14 protein-coding genes are annotated in these 13,445 nt (G+C 36.7%); 6 read left to right on the top strand and 8 right to left on the bottom strand.

What is annotated here, in order from left to right; all coding sequences use genetic code 11:
• Positions 1 to 10 precede the first annotated feature (10 nt).
• From I215_RS03720 to I215_RS03700, 5 genes are all read left to right on the top strand, one after another.
• Positions 11 to 940: a UDP-3-O-(3-hydroxymyristoyl)glucosamine N-acyltransferase gene (locus I215_RS03720; protein WP_008990617.1), complete on the top strand. Its 930-nt coding sequence runs from the start codon at positions 11 to 13 to the stop codon at positions 938 to 940.
• 143 nt (positions 941 to 1,083) lie between these two features.
• A complete protein-coding gene (gene sucD / locus I215_RS03715; protein ID WP_008990616.1) occupies positions 1,084 to 1,959 on the top strand; it encodes a succinate--CoA ligase subunit alpha in 876 nt (291 codons plus the stop codon).
• 203 nt (positions 1,960 to 2,162) lie between these two features.
• Positions 2,163 to 2,909 carry a 3-oxoacyl-[acyl-carrier-protein] reductase gene (fabG, locus tag I215_RS03710; RefSeq protein ID WP_008990615.1) on the top strand — a complete coding sequence of 249 codons (747 nt, stop codon included), beginning with the start codon at positions 2,163 to 2,165 and terminating at the stop codon, positions 2,907 to 2,909.
• Positions 2,910 to 3,018: 109 nt separating this feature from the next.
• A complete protein-coding gene (locus I215_RS03705) occupies positions 3,019 to 5,055 on the top strand; it encodes a vWA domain-containing protein (protein WP_008990614.1) in 2,037 nt (678 codons plus the stop codon).
• Positions 5,056 to 5,076: 21 nt separating this feature from the next.
• A complete protein-coding gene (locus tag I215_RS03700) occupies positions 5,077 to 5,892 on the top strand; it encodes a prohibitin family protein (RefSeq protein WP_008990613.1) in 816 nt (271 codons plus the stop codon).
• Between the two features lie 5 nt (positions 5,893 to 5,897).
• Here I215_RS03700 and I215_RS03695 read toward each other — a convergent pair whose 3' ends face one another.
• The 7 genes from I215_RS03695 to I215_RS03665 form a co-directional block, all read right to left on the bottom strand.
• On the bottom strand, positions 5,898 to 6,467 hold the full coding sequence (locus I215_RS03695) for a hypothetical protein (protein WP_008990612.1): 570 nt from the start codon (positions 6,465 to 6,467) through the stop codon (positions 5,898 to 5,900).
• Between the two features lie 256 nt (positions 6,468 to 6,723).
• Entirely contained in the window at positions 6,724 to 7,488 is a 765-nt protein-coding gene (locus I215_RS03690) for a membrane protein (RefSeq protein ID WP_008990611.1), read from the bottom strand.
• Between the two features lie 167 nt (positions 7,489 to 7,655).
• Positions 7,656 to 8,141: a DUF6146 family protein gene (locus I215_RS03685; protein WP_193362582.1), complete on the bottom strand. Its 486-nt coding sequence runs from the start codon at positions 8,139 to 8,141 to the stop codon at positions 7,656 to 7,658.
• Between the two features lie 111 nt (positions 8,142 to 8,252).
• Entirely contained in the window at positions 8,253 to 8,882 is a 630-nt protein-coding gene (locus tag I215_RS03680) for a DUF937 domain-containing protein (protein WP_008990609.1), read from the bottom strand.
• Positions 8,883 to 8,971: 89 nt separating this feature from the next.
• Entirely contained in the window at positions 8,972 to 9,922 is a 951-nt protein-coding gene (locus tag I215_RS03675; RefSeq protein ID WP_008990608.1) for a D-2-hydroxyacid dehydrogenase, read from the bottom strand.
• 43 nt (positions 9,923 to 9,965) lie between these two features.
• On the bottom strand, positions 9,966 to 11,030 hold the full coding sequence (gene serC / locus I215_RS03670; protein WP_008990607.1) for a 3-phosphoserine/phosphohydroxythreonine transaminase: 1,065 nt from the start codon (positions 11,028 to 11,030) through the stop codon (positions 9,966 to 9,968).
• 154 nt (positions 11,031 to 11,184) lie between these two features.
• Entirely contained in the window at positions 11,185 to 12,237 is a 1,053-nt protein-coding gene (locus I215_RS03665; protein WP_008990606.1) for an acyl-CoA reductase, read from the bottom strand.
• Between the two features lie 190 nt (positions 12,238 to 12,427).
• On the opposite strand from I215_RS03665, the gene I215_RS03660 reads away from it, so the two are divergent.
• A complete protein-coding gene (locus tag I215_RS03660; RefSeq protein WP_008990605.1) occupies positions 12,428 to 12,778 on the top strand; it encodes a 4Fe-4S binding protein in 351 nt (116 codons plus the stop codon).
• Positions 12,779 to 12,908: 130 nt separating this feature from the next.
• On the opposite strand, the gene I215_RS03655 is transcribed toward I215_RS03660, so the two are convergent.
• Positions 12,909 to 13,439, bottom strand: coding sequence for a hypothetical protein (locus tag I215_RS03655; RefSeq protein WP_040459827.1), 531 nt, complete (start codon positions 13,437 to 13,439; stop codon positions 12,909 to 12,911).
• Positions 13,440 to 13,445 lie beyond the last annotated feature (6 nt).

The raw sequence follows: 13,445 nt of genomic DNA, 5'->3' as shown, positions 1-13,445 counted from the left end.
CAATTATTCAATGAAATTTCCACAGCAACATAGCTTAAAGCAAATTGCAGGTCTGTTAGACTGCTCCTATGTCGGGGATGATGATTTTCCAATATTGGGGATCAACGAAATTCATGTGGTGACACCTGGTGATATTGTTTTTGTCGATCATCCTAAGTACTACGACAAAGCTTTAGAATCAGCTGCCACGGTGGTATTGATTAATAAACAAGTGGAATGCCCCAAGGGCAAAGCCTTGTTAATTTCTGATGATCCATTTCGTGATTTCAACAAGTTGACAGATTATTTTAAGCCTTTTGAAAAAGCGACACAGCATATTGCTTCTACCGCTATCATAGGAGAGGGAACAATTGTTCAACCTGGGGCATTTATAGGAAATCATGTTCGCATTGGAAAAAACTGCGTCATTCACCCAAATGTAGCTATTTATGACCACTGCGAGATCGGAGATAATGTTACCATTCACGCTGGAACCGTTATAGGTTCGGAGGCATTTTATTATAAAAACAGACCAGAAGGTTTTGATAAGTTAAAATCTGGAGGTAAAGTGGTCATTGAAGATCATGTTGACCTGGGAGCACTTTGCACTATCGACAGAGGTGTAAGTGGTATAACACTAATAAAACAAGGAAGTAAAATTGACAATCAAGTTCATATTGGTCATGACTCAGTAATAGGATACAAATGTCTAATCGCCTCTCAGGTAGGGATTGCAGGATGTGTTGTTATAGAGGACCAAGTAACTATATGGGGACAAGTTGGGATTGCAAGCGCCATTAGTATCGGAAGAAATGCAGTTATACTTGCCCAGTCAGGAATTAGCAAATCCTTAGAAGGAGACAAGACCTATTTTGGATATCCAGCTGAGGAGGCTAGAAAGAAATACAAGGAACTTGCTGCCATACGTAAAATACCTACGATAATTGAGAAACTTGGTTAAAATCGAAACTAGACGACTGTAATTTTATGCACCATTGTGAAAAGCAAAATCGGTTTAAAATTATTGATTAATTTTCAATTCTTTATTTCTCTATTCCTATGCAAAAGGCTATTTTTGCATAGCTTTAATTAAATTCAACCCTAATGAGTGTATTAGTAAACAAAGATTCAAAAATAATAGTACAAGGATTCACAGGTAGCGAAGGAACATTTCACGCTGAACAAATGATCGAATACGGAACCCAAGTTGTTGGTGGTGTTACACCAGGAAAAGGGGGGCAAGAACATTTAGGTAAACCTGTTTTTAATACTGTAAAAGATGCTGTTGAGAAAACCGCAGCTGATGTTTCTATTATTTTTGTTCCGCCAGCATTTGCTGCCGATGCAATTATGGAAGCTGCCGATGCAGGAATTAAAGTAATTATAACGATCACTGAAGGAATTCCAGTGGCAGATATGATCAAAGCTTCTGACTATATTAAAAATAGAGATTGTCGCTTAATTGGTCCTAACTGTCCAGGTGTTATTACTCCGGGTGAAGCAAAAGTTGGTATTATGCCAGGATTTGTCTTCAAAAAAGGAAAAGTTGGTATCGTTTCAAAATCAGGTACCCTAACTTATGAAGCAGCTGATCAAGTTGTAAAACAAGGATTGGGAATTACCACCGCAATTGGTATTGGTGGAGATCCTATTATCGGAACCACTACAAAAGAAGCTGTGGAACTATTGATGAACGATCCAGAAACAGAATGTATTGTTATGATCGGTGAGATCGGTGGACAATTAGAAGCCGATGCTGCAAGATGGGTGAAAGAAAACGGGAATAAGAAACCAGTTGTTGGATTTATCGCTGGTGAAACTGCACCTAAAGGTAGAACCATGGGTCACGCTGGCGCAATTGTAGGTGGTGCTGATGATACAGCAGAAGCTAAAAAACGTATTATGCAAGAATGTGGTATCCATGTGGTAAATTCTCCTGCTGAAATCGGGAAAAAAGTTGCTGAAGTAGTGGGCGCATAATTCTAGAAAACAACATTTATAAAATCAAATCCATCATCTTGTGTAAAGAGGATGGATTTTTTTATGCACAATAGGAGAATTTATTTCAATCGATTTTTGTAAGATGAAAATTCGAATTGCTATATTTGGATAATTAAAAACCAACGATGTAAAGGTCATAAATGAAACTTACAGATCGTTACTGAAATGCAATACAGATAAACATGAAATTATTAGACGGTAAAACAGCCATTGTAACTGGAGCCAGTAGAGGTATCGGTAGAGGCATTGCTGAGGAATTTGCTAAACAAGGTGCGAATGTCGCATTTACGTATAGTTCCTCTGAAGGCCCTGCAAAAGCGTTAGAAGAAGAATTAAACGCCTTAGGCGTTAAGGCTAAAGCGTACAAAAGTGATGCTGCAGATTTTTCTGCTGCACAAGAATTAGCTGATCAAGTTCTAAAAGAATTTGGAAGCATTGACATCTTGGTTAACAATGCTGGAATTACCAAAGATAACTTGCTTATGAGAATGAGTGAGCAGGATTTTGATAAGGTAATTGAAGTCAACCTTAAATCGATCTTTAACATGACCAAAGCAGTTCAACGAACCATGTTAAAACAACGCAAGGGATCTATTATAAACATGAGTTCTGTTGTGGGTGTTAAAGGGAATGCTGGGCAAACCAATTATGCGGCATCAAAGGCTGGTATTATTGGTTTTTCAAAATCCGTGGCACTAGAGTTAGGATCTAGAAACATTAGAAGTAATGTTGTCGCTCCTGGTTTTATTGAAACCGAAATGACCGGAGCTTTGGATGAAAAGGTTGTTCAAGGATGGCGTGATGCGATTCCTTTAAAACGAGGAGGTACTCCTGAGGATATCGCCAATGCATGTGTGTTCTTAGCCTCCGACATGTCTTTATATGTAACTGGTCAAGTATTACAAGTGGACGGTGGTATGCTTACTTAAGAAATTTAAAAATTAATTATAAAAGTTATGGTAAAAGCCGGTAGTTAATCTATTAATTTCCGGCTTTTGCAAACTAATCTTTTTGTTCTTTCAATGTAGATGACTCATTATGCTTGAGATCAACCTTACGATTTCTATAGTAATTTCTTTAGTGATAGCTTTTTTTATCACCCTTTTCCAGTATTCAAAATATAAAAGAAAAGCAGGAATTTATTTGTGGATGGCTCTTTTTCGTTTTTTGGGTCTTTTCTGTATAATTCTACTTTTAATCGGTCCTGAAATTCAGCGTGACCAAACTTTCAGTGAAAAACCTAGATTAACTCTGCTTGTGGATAATTCTAGTTCTATTGCACATTTAGGCTATGACTCTATATCCAAACATATACTACAAGAACTCTCTCAGGATAAGACACTTCAAGATCGCTTTGAAATAGAAACCCTAGTATTTGACCAGCATTTTATACCACAAGACAGTCTGCAATACAATGGCCGACAGACCAATATATACAAAGCCTTGCAGCTTTCCTTGGAGCCAAATCAACGAAAGCCTGCAGCGATCGTATTATTGAGTGACGGTAATCAAACCATAGGCAAGGATTTCACCTATGCACTCGATACAGACTCTATAACAGCTGTTTATCCGGTTTTAATGGGAGATTCCACCATAGCTTTAGACCTTAATATCGGACGATTGAATACCAATAAGTATGTGTATCATAACAACAAATTTCCAGTAGAAGTTTTTGTCCATTATCAAGGGGAGGAACCCTTGCAAACCAATGTTTCAATTTTCCAAGGTAATCGACTTCTACAAAGAGAAGGGGTCAAATTTAATAGCGGAACGGCGGTCGAATTATTAAACTTTGAAATAGACGCAAACACACCTGGATTAAATAGCTATAGGGCCGTTGTAGAATCTTATCCAAGGGAGAAAAACACGCTTAATAATTCAAAATCATTTGCTGTTGAAGTCATTGATCAGAAATCAAATATTGCCATTATTAGTACTGTGGTTCATCCAGATTTAGGTGCTCTTAAAAAGAGTATTGAATCAAATGAATATAGAAGTGTAAAGTTAATAAACCCAACAGGGGATCCTATAAAATTAGAGGAGTTTGAAATGTTTATACTCTATCAACCCAATGAAAAGTTTCAATCCATCATTTCTCAATTAAAACGGGATCAAAGGAATTACTGGCTAATCACAGGCGAAGATACCCAGTGGTCTTTTTTAAACCGTCAAGATCTCGGATTTCTTAAACGCCCACAAAACCAGATAGAGGAAATAATGCCTCTTGACAACCCTGCTTTTACGCTGTTTGGAACAGAAGAGTTATCATTTGAACATATGCCGCCATTAACACATCAAATGGGAACCTTGGCTATAGTAGACAAAACGGATGTTCTTTTGCATCAAAAAGTGGCTGGGGTAGAAACCCTAGAGCCTTTACTGATGGTTTTCGAAGATCCAAGATATAAACGGGCCATATTAGATGGGGAAGGAGTATGGAGATGGCGGTCCTCGACTTATATAGATACCGGTAGTTACAATCTCTTTGATAGCTATATTGGGAATATAATTCAATACCTTTCTAATACAAAAGCTCGTAAACGTCTCGAAGTCACCCACGAACCATATTATTATGAAAATTCAAAACCTACCATAAAGGCACATTATTACGATAAGAACTATCGTCCACAATCAAATGGTCAATTAACCATAATTTTAAAAGATCGCAATTCCAATCAAAATATCGAATTGCCACTATTAAATAAAGGTAGATTTTATGAAGTGGACTTGAGCAACTTAGAGCCGTCAATTTATGATTATACGGTAAATGTTTCGACAGAGGATCTCTCCCAGAGTGGTCACATCCAAATTCTTCCATTTGAGGTGGAAAAACAATTTGTAAACCCTAATATTAAAAAGCTTAACCAGCTAGCTGAAAAACACCACGGAACTCTTTATTTTGCTGATCAAATTCAAGAACTAAAATTCGAATTATCCTCCTCCAATTTGTATTTACCAATACAAAGAATAACACAAAATATTGTACCTTTGATCCATTGGAAATGGCTGTTAGCCCTGGCTGTTTTGTTCTTGTCCGGGGAATGGTTTCTTCGCAAGTATAACGGGCTTATCTAATTTTAAATCTAATTAATTTTTATGGAAAAATTACCTAAATTCGGAATACCTATTGCAATTATTGGAATTGCTCTAATCATTTTTATCGCAAAATCTACTGTTACCATTGCCTCGGGTGAAGCTGGCGTATTATTTGAAACTTTAGGTGATGGAGTAGTGACCGATGAACCGCCTTTGTCTGAAGGTTTTCATTTGGTAGCGCCATGGAATAAGATATTTATCTATGAGGTGCGTCAACAGGAAATTTCTGAGAAAATGCAGGTACTCTCTGAAAATGGACTTGAAATACGACTAGATGCTTCGGTTTGGTTTCAACCAGACTATGAGAATCTTGGACTGTTACACCAGCAAAAAGGAATCAATTATGTGTCCAGAATTTTACAGCCAGCCATTAGGTCGGCAACTAGAAGTGTCGTTGGACGATACACCCCTGAGCAGCTGTATTCTTCAAAAAGAGATGTGATTCAGGAAGAAATCTTTGATGAAACCAAAGAAATTCTAGACAAACAATACGTTACATTAAATGAAGTGTTAGTCCGAGATATTACCTTACCACCAACTATAAAAGATGCGATAGAGCGTAAACTTGGACAAGAACAAGAATCTCTTGAATACAAGTTTAGAATTGAGAAAGCACAAAAAGAAGCTGAACGGCAAAGAATTGAAGCTAAAGGTAAGGCTGATGCAAACCAGATTCTAAGCGCCTCTCTTACAGATAAAATATTAAGAGACAAAGGCATCGAGGCTACTATTAAATTATCAGAATCTCCTAATGCCAAAATAATTGTCATTGGTAGTGGAGAAGACGGCTTACCAGTGATTTTAGGAAATCAATAAACAGTTTAGTCCTCTTGTGACTTTGACTTCTGTTCAAGGAGTTTTTCCGCCTTTTGTTTCCACTGATCGCGTTTGATTCTCCCAGGAAAAAATTCAATAAGCTCTGTGATCGTGTTTATATCACTTTCGCGGAGCTTACTTAATTGTGAAAAGGTGTAAATCCCTATACTGTTTAATTTATTTTCAATAAAGGGGCCGATACCATCAATTTTCTTCAGATCGTCCTTAGTCTTTTCGTCCCCATAACCAAGGTAATTGAAATCCAATAGGGAAGGTGCGGACCCCGTTATTTTGCTCTTTCTTGGCGTTAAGGTCTTATCTTCCAAGGAAATACCACTTCTACCACGCGTTTGAATCGCTTTAATGGTATTGTCTTCATTAAAAGAAATAGGATTATTATTTATATGACTAGAGAGTCGCAACTTTTCAAGTTGACATCGATCAAGCTCTGCCTTGTACTTGTTGTTTTTCATACTGCGACCAAGGCCGATTCCAAGAATAAAACCTACCATGGTTAGCACAAAGATCAATAATAGTAGATCATTTGGATTTGAGGGTACTATAGATTCTATCATTACAACGTAAAAGAATTTGGTTTAGGGGTTAACAGGTAATTGTTTAGTTTAACACGAAGTTATAAAATTAAAAATCTAGTTTCAACCTTTTAGAATTAAAAAAACGAATTGCTGATTATCACACCCAATAAATTTAAACTAAAAGGTGAGAGTCGTAATAGAAAACAAAAAAATCCCGATGCTTACATCAATTGTAAAACATCGGGACTTTAATTATAAGGCTGTTAGGCGTTATGTATAGAATTGTTTATTTTTTTTAGTTGCCGCTTTTTAAATCGTCTTTCATGTCTAGATAGAAGTCGTTGAAATCTGGGTGCAATTGCACGCGAACCACACTGCTGAACCCATTGGTTACAATCGATCTTAGACGATTAGGAGCAACTTCAAAATCATTTTCAAACGCCGAGGTAATACCAATCACTCGAGGTCCTCCAATTTCTGGCTCTAATCCTGCATCACCTACAACAGATAATGAAAGTTGGTTGTATTTATTTGCAACAACGGCGATTTTATTTAAAAAGCTTTTAGCCGTTTCTTGAATCGTTAAGTTCTTGTCTTTGTCGCCATATAAAAAACTCTGTTCCATCTGTACGGTTATTGCTCCCTTTGACATACCGATTTGGGCATTTTCTCCTAAGGTTCGTTTAAGGTCCGTAATAACAAGAATTGCAATGGAATCCTGCGCTCCAAAAACATCGCGAATACCCTTGATTTGCGCCTCACGCTGTTGCAAGGCCTCTAATGTTTTACCGATGGTGCTAGATTGTTGATTTGAAGCTTCTAAGAACTTATTCATATTGGCCATCAAACCATCATTAGTTGTTTGAAGTTGTTCAAGTTGGGTCTCAAGGCTGCTTACTTTTCTTTCTGCTTGACCTAAATCCGCCTGCGTCTGTTCTAATACCTTTAGTTTATTATTCAAAGCACTAACTTGTTCTCTTAACTCTTTTTTGCTCTGAGCAAATGTTGTAGACATTGAAAATGCGAATACTAAAAGTAAGGATGTGGTTAAAGTTCTCATTTTAATAAATTCAATTCGTTCATTTTAATTTGAAGGCACAAGATATTATTTTTTCAGAATATGGCATCTAAGAAATCAAAAGATTACGTTAAATTTTAATTTCCCAACACAATTGCCAGAATAGGGGCGATAGAATTCAAACGCTCTTATTACTAAACTCTTTAAAATCACCGTATCCTAGGCAAATAAGGCCCTAGTCGTTGTCGATATTTTCTCTGGAAGTATAAAAAGTAATTGTATAATTTATAATTTACTTGGTAACCGTAATCGATGTTTGGATCGTAATTAATCCGCATCTCGTAAAGGGAAGGATCATAAGCAAAAGGGTTTTGCGCGCGCTGGTTCCAATTGATTACATAAATACGATTTCGAGCCTCCATAAACTCTTGACTATAGTAACCCTCTGGCATTGCAATACTGTGCAACCAACTGTAATATCCAGGATCGATAATGATAATCCCATATTCAGTCTCCTGATCACTTATTGTCACAGTATCCCCTTTGGCATTACGACCAGAAAAAGCATTTTCTTCATTGGTTGTAATATTCAGCTCTTCAGCTGTAAAATCAGTTTCTTTTGCCGCACTAGATTTTACAGTAGAGCAGGACCAATTCATTAGCAATGCCGTGCATATGACCAGAAAACATCTCATCGTTTTTCATTTTACGGGTGAACTTAAGAAGTTCGCACCCCTTAAAATACAAAAAGTCAGATAAATATAACCCAACTTTATGCAAAAACGTGTATTATTTAAAGTAATACCTTATTTAAACAATCCCCCGAGGAGTCCCCCGATACCACCTTTTTTCTTATTAGCACCAATGACCATACCTGCAACATCGTCTAGAATACTTCCATCACCATCAGAGTCAATTAAAGATGTAATTAAGCTTTGGTTCTCCTGGGGTTGACCACCTAACATACTTCCTAAAAGACTATTGAGCCCGCCTTGATCACTAACGTTATTTTGTTTGGTTTCTTTACCCAAATAGCCCAAAATAAGTGGCGCAGCAATTTTTAGAATTTGACTTATGGTACCAGCGTCTAACCCTGATTTACTACTTAAGGCATTTTCAACACTGCTTTGCTTTCCGCCCAGAAGATGACCAAGTATACCAGCACCGTCACTTATAGCGCTCTGGTCAACGCCTCCCCCAAAAAATCCTCCAAGGTTATCTAGCACACTTCCATCGTGTTTACTATTAATAGCCCCTAATAGACCTTGAGCTCCCTGTGGGGTAGAAGCGTTTTTTTTCATTGCCCCTGCTAGAAGTGGTAGAGCCATTCCTAAAACGTTTGCTGTAATACCTTCAGATGCTCCTGTTTGATTGCTAATCCCGCCGATAATTTGACGGCCTAAATCACTGTTCAATAATGATTCTAATCCTGCCATGACTTTTATATTAATTTAAATTAGTACCCAACAAGGTACAAAAAAAGTCCCTCGGTTAGGAAGGACTTTAAAAAAAGTGATTTTTTATACTATTTTAATAAGGCTTCGATTTGATCAGCCAATTCAACTCCAATTCTATCTTGGGCCTCGGCAGTTGCTGCTCCAATGTGTGGAGTCAAAGACACTTTTGAATGCATCAAAACTTTAATTGCTGGAGTAGGTTCATTTTCAAATACATCAACACCAGCAAAAGCTAGCTTCCCACTATCAAGTGCATCCACTAAAGCGACTTCATCAATAACACCACCACGAGCTGCATTCACAACCGCAACACCATCTTTCATAAGTTCAAATTCCTTTTTGCCCAAAACGTATTCTTTTTGAGCTGGAACGTGAAGTGAAATAAAATCAGCTTGTTTTAATACCTCTTCTTTAGAAATGGTTTCAATCTTGAAATCTACGCTTTGACCGTCAAAGAAAGACAGTTTAATATCAACGTTCTCAATAAATGGATCATAAGCAACAACCTTCATTCCAACCGCAAGACCAATCTTAGCAGTTTCTTGTCCAATTCTACCAATTCCAATAATACCTAATGTTTTACCTCTTAACTCAACGCCACCAGCATAGGCTTTTTTAAGTTTAGCAAAATTAGTTTCACCTTCCAAAGGCATATTTCGGTTTGCATCATAAAGAAAACGAACACCACCATAAAGGTGAGCGAAAACTAATTCAGCAACTGAAGCAGAAGAAGCTGCAGGGGTATTAATCACATGCAGTCCTTTTTCTTTTGCATAGTCAACATCGATGTTATCCATTCCAACACCACCACGACCGATAAGTTTAAGAGAAGGACAAGCGTCGATAAGATCTTTACGAACCTTGGTTGCACTTCTAACTAAAAGTCCAACTACCTGATTTTCGTTGATATAATTTTCTAATTGTTCTTGGGCTACCTTAGTTGTAATGACTTCAAATCCCTTACTTTCCAGTGCATCTACTCCGCTTTGAGATATACCGTCATTTGCTAATATTTTCATTTCTAATTTTATTTTGATTTTTATTCCAGTGTTCTTTAAACTATTAGGCTTTTCTTTCCAGTTCTTGCATAGCATCTACCAATGCTTGTACACTTTCTATTGGTAATGCATTATACAGGGAAGCTCTGTAACCACCTACGCTTCTATGCCCATTAATTCCGTTGAGGCCTGCTTCTTTAGCAAGAGCATCAAAGCTGTCTTTATGAGCTTGATCTACCAAATTAAAGGTAGCGTTCATAGATGATCTATCCTCTTTAACAGCAAAGCCTTTAAAGAGAGGGTTGCGATCAATTTCATTGTAAAGAAGTTCTGCCTTGGCTTGGTTTTTCTTTTCAATGGCTGCTACACCTCCAAGATCTTTAAGCCATTGAAGTGTTAGCATAGATACATACACTGCAAATACTGGAGGAGTATTAAACATACTATCCTTCTCAGCATGAACGCGATAATCCAACATAGATGGGATTGCACGGTCTGTTTTCCCGAGAACAGACTCCTTAACAGCCACTAGTGTAGCACCCGCTGGCCCCATATTCTTTTGAGCACCTGCATAGATAATATCAAATTTTGAAAAATCCATTTGGCGTGAGAATATATCAGAACTCATATCACAAACTAAAGGACAATTTGCCTCCGGGAACTCTTTTACCTGGGTTCCAAAAATAGTATTATTAGTGGTAAAGTGGATATAATCCAAATCAGTTGGAACATCATACCCTTTAGGGATGTAATTAAAATTACTATCCTTTGAAGATGCTAATTCTACAACCTCTCCTACAAATTTTGCTTCCTTGATGGCTTTGGATGCCCAAGTTCCTGTGTTAAGATATCCAGCCTTATTTTTCATTAGGTTGAAGGGAACATTGATAAACTGCATACTTGCTCCACCTTGGAGAAACAATATTTTATACCCTTTCCCTTCTAGTCCTAGATGCTCCAATGCTAATTGCTGAGCTTGTTCCATTACCGCAATAAAATCTTTGCTTCGGTGAGAAATCTCTATTAAGGAAAGGTCTAAATTGTTAAAATTTAAAATAGCCTCAGAAGCTTTCTGAAATACGTCTTGAGGCAGAATGCATGGTCCTGCGCTAAAATTATGCTTTTTCATAAAAATAGTTAGTTGTGATTTTTATGGATACAAAGTTGCTAATTTCTCCCTTAAAAACTGTTATCAAAAGCATAATAATTTTGTTAGAATGCTAACAGATATTATGGAGTTGTTATAATGTGGCAAATTCTGTTGTACTAACGTGAATTTTTAGTTACAAGGCGATCAAAAACTTTAACGTATCAACATGATCTGCATAATCCCAAAGTTCGGGTTGCTGAGTTTTTCCAAAAGGAATTTCATTTTCAACCCACCCCTTGGAGACCACACATTGTAATTGTTCTCGATCAGTAATTAATTTTTGTTTCAAAGAATCTTGGTCACTGTAGTATTCATAAAACAATGTAGCAATTGGAGATCCATACCCCTGATCCTCTTTTAACATTAAAAATCCATTCTCCAGCACATCATATAAGCTCATCAAATAAACAGCCTTATTATAATCGTAATTATTGGCGTATTTATTTTGGTTTATAATTTCACCGTAAGGATAAATGGCCTTAAAGAAAGTATCAAAATTATAATCTTGCGGCACAAAAAGTTTAGAAACACTTCTACAACCTAGACCGTAATAAGTGAAGATATCTTTTCCAAGTAAAAAGAGTTCTTCCGGAGTTTCTTCTCCCGTTAGAATTGCCACAGAATTTCTATTTTTTCTGATAATGTTTGGCTTGCCTTTAAAGTAGTATTCAAAATAACGAGCGGTATTGCTACTTCCAGTGGCAATAACGGCATCATACTGAGGCAATTTGTCCTTGTGAAAGGTTATTTTCCCTTTAAACCAGGGCTGGATTTCTTCAAGGTAATTGGCAATAAAGGGGAGCAGGTGCATATCATTAGAGGATTGTTTAACCGCAATTCGATGTCCACTAATTAACACACAAATAAAGTCATGAAATCCAACTAAAGGAATATTCCCTGCCATAATAACGGCAATAGTTTTTGGTTCTTTTTCAGCAAATTGATAGTTGGATAACCATTTCTCTATATTGGGCAAAGTCAGTGCATCTGCCCAATTAGTTAATGCCAAATTGAGGTTTTCTCGTGTAAACCAAGCATTGTGCTGTTCTGCTATATTTAGTTTCTCAATTAAGTCACGAAGGTAAATCTGGTCGTTGGTCTCTAGTACTTCATCTTGATGTACGATTTCCCTAAACAAGTTACCAAGTTTTACAAACGCAACTATTCTATCGTGAATCTCACCCATTATATTTGTTTAAGATATAGTTTGTCTTTATTTTTGACATGCAAATTTACACATAAGCTACTGATTGCATATTTATAATCATTATAATTTTGTTATTGGAAAGAAAGTTTTCTGTGGTTCATCTTAATTTTTGAGACAACTATATGTATTTTTGCATAAAAAATTATATTAATACTAGAAAAAGAAAAACATGGCTATTATCATTACAGATGAGTGTATAAATTGCGGGGCATGTGAACCAGAATGCCCAAATAATGCAATTTACGAAGGCGCTGATGACTGGCGTTATAGTGATGGCACTTCACTTACAGGGGATGTGGTTTTGCCTAATGGAGCACAAGTAGACGCTGATGAATCTCAAGAACCTGTCAGCGATGAATATTACTTTATTGTTGCTGATAAATGTACAGAGTGTATGGGATTTCATGAAGAGCCTCAGTGTGCTGCAGTTTGTCCAGTAGATTGTTGTGTTCCTGATGAAGATAATGTGGAAACAGAAGAAGAATTGTTAGGAAAACAACGCTTTATGCACCCTGATTAACTAGGTGCCTAACTTAAAGATTAATCATTATCTAAATAACCGTATTAAATTATAAAGGGAAGCTAACTGCTTCCCTTTAAATGTATTATATAAACCTTACCTTTTCTAAGGTCAATGCCTGTGACATTTACTACTTTTTAGAACTATATACTCTTTTGATTAATTCGTTGGTGTTTTTGTCATAATACTCTACGACAAAATCCCCGTTAGCATCAAAATATCCAATACCGTTCCCATTTTCAGTTTCTACAATAAAGTTTTTATTGGATGAAACATACGTTGTAGCGTTTAACCCTGCATCGTCTTTGGAGGCAATGGTAAAACCATCAGACTGCGGAGTAAAGTCACATTCTGACCCATTACACACAAAGGTAGCTTTTTTATCAAGCATCACCTTTGAATCACCTTCAACTACGGTTTGATGTGTGGTCACTTTTGTTGGAGAATCAATCCTAGTCTGGTTAATTTTATTATGATCCTCCTGACTAAGCTCAACGTTCTGTTCTTTTCTTACAAGCATGCTTTTACTGACTTTTTCAGCACCCTTGTTGTCTACTGTAGTTTTCGTTTTAGTTATTGTTTCTTCTAAAACATCTTTATTTTGAGCAAACATAAAGGTCATACTCAAAACCAATACGGATGATAAAACTAATTTTTTCATATTTAT

Origin of the sequence: Galbibacter marinus (genome assembly GCF_000300875.1) — a bacterium.
Classification (GTDB): Bacteria; Bacteroidota; Bacteroidia; order Flavobacteriales; family Flavobacteriaceae; genus Galbibacter; species Galbibacter marinus.
Note: the sequence above shows the minus strand (reverse complement) of the source record. Positions and strands in the feature narration are given on the sequence as shown.

Bases quoted from the DNA above. Each gene is read 5' to 3' on its own strand.
- I215_RS03720 (WP_008990617.1), top strand. From the start codon at position 11: ATGAAATTTCCACAGCAACATAGCTTAAAGCAAATTGCAGGTCTGTTA.
- sucD (WP_008990616.1), top strand. From the start codon at position 1,084: ATGAGTGTATTAGTAAACAAAGATTCAAAAATAATAGTACAAGGATTC.
- fabG (WP_008990615.1), top strand. From the start codon at position 2,163: ATGAAATTATTAGACGGTAAAACAGCCATTGTAACTGGAGCCAGTAGA.
- I215_RS03705 (WP_008990614.1), top strand. From the start codon at position 3,019: ATGCTTGAGATCAACCTTACGATTTCTATAGTAATTTCTTTAGTGATA.
- I215_RS03700 (WP_008990613.1), top strand. From the start codon at position 5,077: ATGGAAAAATTACCTAAATTCGGAATACCTATTGCAATTATTGGAATT.
- I215_RS03695 (WP_008990612.1), bottom strand. From the start codon at position 6,467: ATGATAGAATCTATAGTACCCTCAAATCCAAATGATCTACTATTATTG.
- I215_RS03690 (WP_008990611.1), bottom strand. From the start codon at position 7,488: ATGAGAACTTTAACCACATCCTTACTTTTAGTATTCGCATTTTCAATG.
- I215_RS03685 (WP_193362582.1), bottom strand. From the start codon at position 8,141: ATGAGATGTTTTCTGGTCATATGCACGGCATTGCTAATGAATTGGTCC.
- I215_RS03680 (WP_008990609.1), bottom strand. From the start codon at position 8,882: ATGGCAGGATTAGAATCATTATTGAACAGTGATTTAGGCCGTCAAATT.
- I215_RS03675 (WP_008990608.1), bottom strand. From the start codon at position 9,922: ATGAAAATATTAGCAAATGACGGTATATCTCAAAGCGGAGTAGATGCA.
- serC (WP_008990607.1), bottom strand. From the start codon at position 11,030: ATGAAAAAGCATAATTTTAGCGCAGGACCATGCATTCTGCCTCAAGAC.
- I215_RS03665 (WP_008990606.1), bottom strand. From the start codon at position 12,237: ATGGGTGAGATTCACGATAGAATAGTTGCGTTTGTAAAACTTGGTAAC.
- I215_RS03660 (WP_008990605.1), top strand. From the start codon at position 12,428: ATGGCTATTATCATTACAGATGAGTGTATAAATTGCGGGGCATGTGAA.
- I215_RS03655 (WP_040459827.1), bottom strand. From the start codon at position 13,439: ATGAAAAAATTAGTTTTATCATCCGTATTGGTTTTGAGTATGACCTTT.